The following is a 4,562-nucleotide window of genomic DNA, read 5'->3' as shown; positions in this document are numbered from 1 at the left end:
GCGGGCTTTTTGCATGCATTAGGACTTAAGCTTGTTATTCAATTCTTGAAATATTACATTACTAGCACTACGCGTTACCTAAAAATAGCGTAACCGGATGTTTAGATTTACGTACGTGGGTCGTGTACGCTATGATCATGGTATATTTCAAGGGGGTTATGCAAATGCAAGATAGCTTTACGCCAACTAACGCACGTAAGCATTTCTTTGACATTGTAAAGCAAGTCTCGTCGGAACATAAGCCAGTAACAGTCCAGAGTAAAGACGAAAACCAAGACGTGGTCATTGTTAACAAGCATGACTGGGATGCCATGCAAGAAGCGCTCTATCTTTCAGCTACTGGGACTTTGGCTGAAGTTCAGAAGCGAGAGGCTGATAATTCTGGTTGGACTGACATTGATAGTATTGACTGGGAAAAATTATAATGGTGTTTTGAATTGTAATTAAGAGCTCAGCAAGATTGGATTCAAAAAAATTGAAAAGAATCAAGGTAAATAAGCAAGAAAAGGTTGTTTACATTTTGGCTGCCTGGTCATATTATCAAAGTTAAAAATAGCCGGTACGTCATCCCTGATGTGGGACGTGTACCGGCTATTTTGAATTTTAGATATAAGCCAACAACGACAGCGCATTATTCAAGAAATGCAGCGTCACGTTGTAGCGCAGGTCGCGGAATTTCAGGTAGGTGAAGCCCAGCACCCAGCCCAGCGCCGCGTACATGAACAGCGTGGGCGTGAAGCTCATCACGTGCATCATGCCAAAGATCATCCCCGACATGAAGACGCCCAAGAAGTTCATCACCCGTGAGTCTTGCCGGAAAAAGTAATTCAAGAAGATGCCGCGGAAGATCATTTCCTCCACGAAGGGCGCCAGTAAGATGGCGTAGGACAGGTTCCAAAACGGTAGCTGTAAAATCTGCGCGTTGAGTTCGGTCTGGTTGGCGGGGCTGGTCAGAATGTGGGCGTTGATCAGCGCATTCCAGCCCAGTTGAATCGCCAGCATCAGAATAAACAGGCCCGCCAGTTGCCAGCTACGTTTGGTCGTGAAGCGGCTCTTGCCGATGTGGCGCGGATTGCTTTTCTTGATCTGCTGCCAGTAGCGCCAGGTCAAGAAGGCCAGCAGTAAGGCCGAGTAGATCAGGACGACCCCAATCAGGCGCGTGGCCACTTGGGGATGGCGGGCTTGACTGGTGGCCATGGACAACAGGAGGGTGTCGATTAGGTAGATGGCTAAAAAGCCGATCCACTTGAGACACCGCAACAGCCAGTTGCCACCGGCCGCCAGCAGTTGGGTCAATTTAGTCATGAACGGGTCCGCCTCCTACTGGTCGTATTTACCGATTTCAATCAGGTTTTCGTCAGGGTCACGGACGTAGACTGACGTCATCGGGCCCAAGGCGCCTTGCTTGGTCACGGGGCCATCCACGATTTCGACCGCGTAGTTGGTCAAGTGAGACAAGATGTTAGCCAGTGGGTCGGTCGCGATAATGGCGAAGTCCGCACCGCCGACCGTGGGGTGCTTGGCCACGGGCAAATGGGGGTGGTCACTTTGTTGGAAATTAATTTTTTGCTTACCCAACTTCACGCCGCGCCGACCGTCATCGAATTCGATGATGGGCAGGTCAAAGACCTCGTGGTACCAGCGCACGGAATGTTCCACATCACTAACAGTTAAGGTGAGGTGGTCGATGTTACGAATATTCATTAAGTGTCAGTCCTTTAGTCATAAATTTTACCCATTATAGCATAGTTTGGGGCCAGTTCCCTAGGCCAGGAAGTTGACGAACCCCCGGTTTTCGTGGTAAGTTACTACCTAATATAGGTTTAACTAAAGGCCTTGACGATGTCGGGGCTTTTTTCGGTTGAGAGAAGAAGGGAAGGGACAAACAGTGCCACTACTAGAAGTTGACGACCTCAGCATGAGCTTCGCAGATAAGAAGCTCTACGAAGGCGCCAGTTTTACCCTAGAAAAAGGCGAACACATGGGTGTCGTCGGGCAAAACGGGGTTGGGAAGTCAACCTTAATTAAAATTATTACCGGCCAGGAGCTCCCGTTAACGGGGAACGTGAAATGGCAAAAGAAAACCCACATTGGGTACTTGGACCAGTACGCCGATATTCCAGACGGCATGACGCTGATTGATTTTCTGCATACGGCTTACGCTGACTTGTACGAAATGAATGACCGGATGACGGCGATGTATACCGAATACGCGGAAACGATGGCTGACAAGCTACTCGAACGAGCCGGCCGAATCCAAGAAGAGTTGGACGCGCGAAACTTTTACGACGTGGAAACGGAAATTGAACGGGTCATCTCCGGGTTAGGCTTAGACGACATTGGCCGCGACCATGAAGTTGCCAAGATGTCCGGGGGGCAACGGTCGAAGATTATCTTGGCCAAGTTGTTGCTGGAAAATCCCGACGTCATTTTACTGGACGAACCGACCAACTACCTGGACGTCGCCCACATTGCGTGGTTGGAAGACTACCTGAACAATTTCGACGGGGCCGCGTTGATCATTTCCCATGATTACGACTTCTTACAAAATGTCACGAACTGTATCATCAACGTGGCGTTTGGCCAAATCACCAAGTACCGGGGTAGCTTCAAGCAAGCCATGCGGCAACGGGGTGAACGGGAAAAGGCCCAACAACGTGAATTTGACAAGCAACAGGTCGTCATCGAAAAGGCTGAACGCTTCATCCGGAAGAACAAGGCTGGGTCTAAGTCGACCATGGCCAAGTCGCGGGAAAAGATGCTCAACCGGATGGACCGGGTCGATCCGCCATCGACGAACGTGCAAGCCCATTTTGATTTTCCTTATCAGGAGACCGGCTCGCAAAACGCTTTGGTGGTCGACGAACTGTCCGTTGGGTATGACCGCCCATTACTGAAGCCGGTGACGTTCTCCGTGACGACCGACCAAAAAGTCGGCCTGACCGGGTTCAACGGGGTCGGGAAATCGACGCTGATCAAGTCTATTTTAGGCATCATCAAGGCCAAGGGTGGCGAAGCGCATTTCTCCCCGTCCGCTCGGATCAGTTACTTCAGCCAGGATCTGGTTTGGGATAACAATCAACAAACGCCGCTGCAGATCATCCAAGCCAAGTACGAGAAGTTGCCCCAAAAGGCGATTCGGACTAAGCTGTCTAAGTGTGGCCTGGACTCTGCCAATGCCATGAAGCCAATTGGCGAGCTCTCCGGTGGGGAACAGACCAAGGTCAAGTTGGCGTTGATGGAATTTGAACCAGCCAACTTCTTGATCATGGACGAACCGACCAACCATTTGGACGACGAAACCAAGCAGGCCTTGAAGCAAGCTATCTTGAATTTCCCGGGCAATGCGATTATCGTCAGCCATGAGGCCAGCTTCTATACCGGCTTAGTTGATAAAATCTTGAATGTTGAGAAGCTGAGTCTAAGGAATTCTGCAAACTAGATTGCAGTGAGATTACGTTTTGGTAAAAGGCGTTTCCTTTTTCAGAAAAATCCGTTACAGTAGTCGTAGTTAGGAAAATTTGAAAAGGATGGCAGAGTATGAGACGTTTAAGACAGTTACTCGTGGTCTTCGCATTGGTCATCGTTGGGGCAGTTGGCATCAACCGCTTGATTCAGGGCCATACGACACCGCAGACGAGTCAACCCACTAGTCAGACGACGAAGAAAGCCAATACGGCCAAGGCCGATACTATTAATTGGCGTAAACCGTCGGAAAACAAGCCTTATCCGAACCTCAAGCAGCACCCGAATGCCTGGTTAGATGTTAATACCAACCGGCAACGGGTCTACATCCGTGATGGCAACAACAAGGTGCTCTACACCATGTATTGTTCCACGGGGACGGGCAAGGAAAACAAAACGCCGCACGGAACGTATGCAATCCAGGGGGAACGGGGAAAATTCTTCTACAATCAAAGTTCTGGTGAAGGGGCCAAATATTGGGTCTCTTGGAAGGATCACGGTATCTACCTGTTCCACAGTGTGCCGACCGACAAGAACGGGAACTACATCAAGAGTGAAGCTGAGGAATTAGGTAAGACCGCCGCTTCCCACGGGTGTGTTCGTTTGTCAGTGGCCGACGCCAAATGGGTTTACAACAACGTACCTTACGGGATGAAAGTTGTGATTCACTAGTTTGTGTTAATCATCGCAAGAGTTGGGACGCACTGTCTCAGCTCTTTTTGTTTACGGTGAAAGCAAAATCAGACGGCATTCTCACTGCTGAAATGGGCGAGGCAGAATGCCTCCACCAGCCAGCAGTTCCGCTTGCTATGGGGAACGGCTCCAGCCTGAGAAGCGGTCTTCCGCCTCGCTTCAAAGCCTCGCAAAATTGGCGAGTCTCTGAAGTCGTCCCACCCAGTAACCTGGCAAACACAGCTGAGGGTGGTTAGCTGGCCGCCTTCCGTCCGCCAAATATGAGCTGGAACGCTGTGGGCGGCGGGACGAGCCGAAGAGCGGTCTCGTCTCCTCGACTTTGAGCCGAAGACCGCGTCTCAAAGTCGCCAGTTCCCTAACCGGCGTGAATCGTGCCGCTAAGGGAACTCCCACGGCTGAGCTCA

At 50.5% G+C, this 4,562-nt stretch carries 5 protein-coding genes; 3 read left to right on the top strand and 2 right to left on the bottom strand.

All coding sequences use genetic code 11. The features are described from left to right. Positions 1-164 precede the first annotated feature (164 nt). Entirely contained in the window at positions 165-425 is a 261-nt protein-coding gene (locus tag NGM66_RS14040) for a type II toxin-antitoxin system Phd/YefM family antitoxin (protein WP_208909086.1), read from the top strand. 178 nt (positions 426-603) lie between these two features. Here the strand turns inward: NGM66_RS14040 and NGM66_RS14035 are convergent, their stop codons facing one another. Further along, positions 604-1,305: a CPBP family intramembrane glutamic endopeptidase gene (locus NGM66_RS14035; RefSeq protein WP_208909087.1), complete on the bottom strand. Its 702-nt coding sequence runs from the start codon at positions 1,303-1,305 to the stop codon at positions 604-606. Positions 1,306-1,320: 15 nt separating this feature from the next. Then, positions 1,321-1,704, bottom strand: a complete 384-nt coding sequence (locus tag NGM66_RS14030; RefSeq protein WP_208909088.1) for a VOC family protein — start codon at positions 1,702-1,704, stop codon at positions 1,321-1,323. Between the two features lie 184 nt (positions 1,705-1,888). Here NGM66_RS14030 and NGM66_RS14025 point away from each other — a divergent pair, with 184 nt between their 5' ends. Then, entirely contained in the window at positions 1,889-3,442 is a 1,554-nt protein-coding gene (locus tag NGM66_RS14025; protein WP_209280003.1) for an ABC-F family ATP-binding cassette domain-containing protein, read from the top strand. A 98-nt stretch (positions 3,443-3,540) separates the two neighbouring features. Beyond that, the gene (locus NGM66_RS14020) at positions 3,541-4,137 is read left to right on the top strand and encodes a L,D-transpeptidase (RefSeq protein ID WP_258115832.1); all 597 of its coding nucleotides are present in this window, start codon (positions 3,541-3,543) and stop codon (positions 4,135-4,137) included. The last annotated feature ends 425 nt before the right edge of the window (positions 4,138-4,562 follow it).

The organism is Levilactobacillus yiduensis (assembly GCF_024718525.1).
Lineage (GTDB): Bacteria > Bacillota > Bacilli > Lactobacillales > Lactobacillaceae > Levilactobacillus > Levilactobacillus yiduensis.
Note: the sequence above shows the minus strand (reverse complement) of the source record. Positions and strands in the feature narration are given on the sequence as shown.

Bases quoted from the DNA above. Each gene is read 5' to 3' on its own strand.
- NGM66_RS14040 (WP_208909086.1), top strand. From the start codon at position 165: ATGCAAGATAGCTTTACGCCAACTAACGCACGTAAGCATTTCTTTGAC.
- NGM66_RS14035 (WP_208909087.1), bottom strand. From the start codon at position 1,305: ATGACTAAATTGACCCAACTGCTGGCGGCCGGTGGCAACTGGCTGTTG.
- NGM66_RS14030 (WP_208909088.1), bottom strand. From the start codon at position 1,704: ATGAATATTCGTAACATCGACCACCTCACCTTAACTGTTAGTGATGTG.
- NGM66_RS14020 (WP_258115832.1), top strand. From the start codon at position 3,541: ATGAGACGTTTAAGACAGTTACTCGTGGTCTTCGCATTGGTCATCGTT.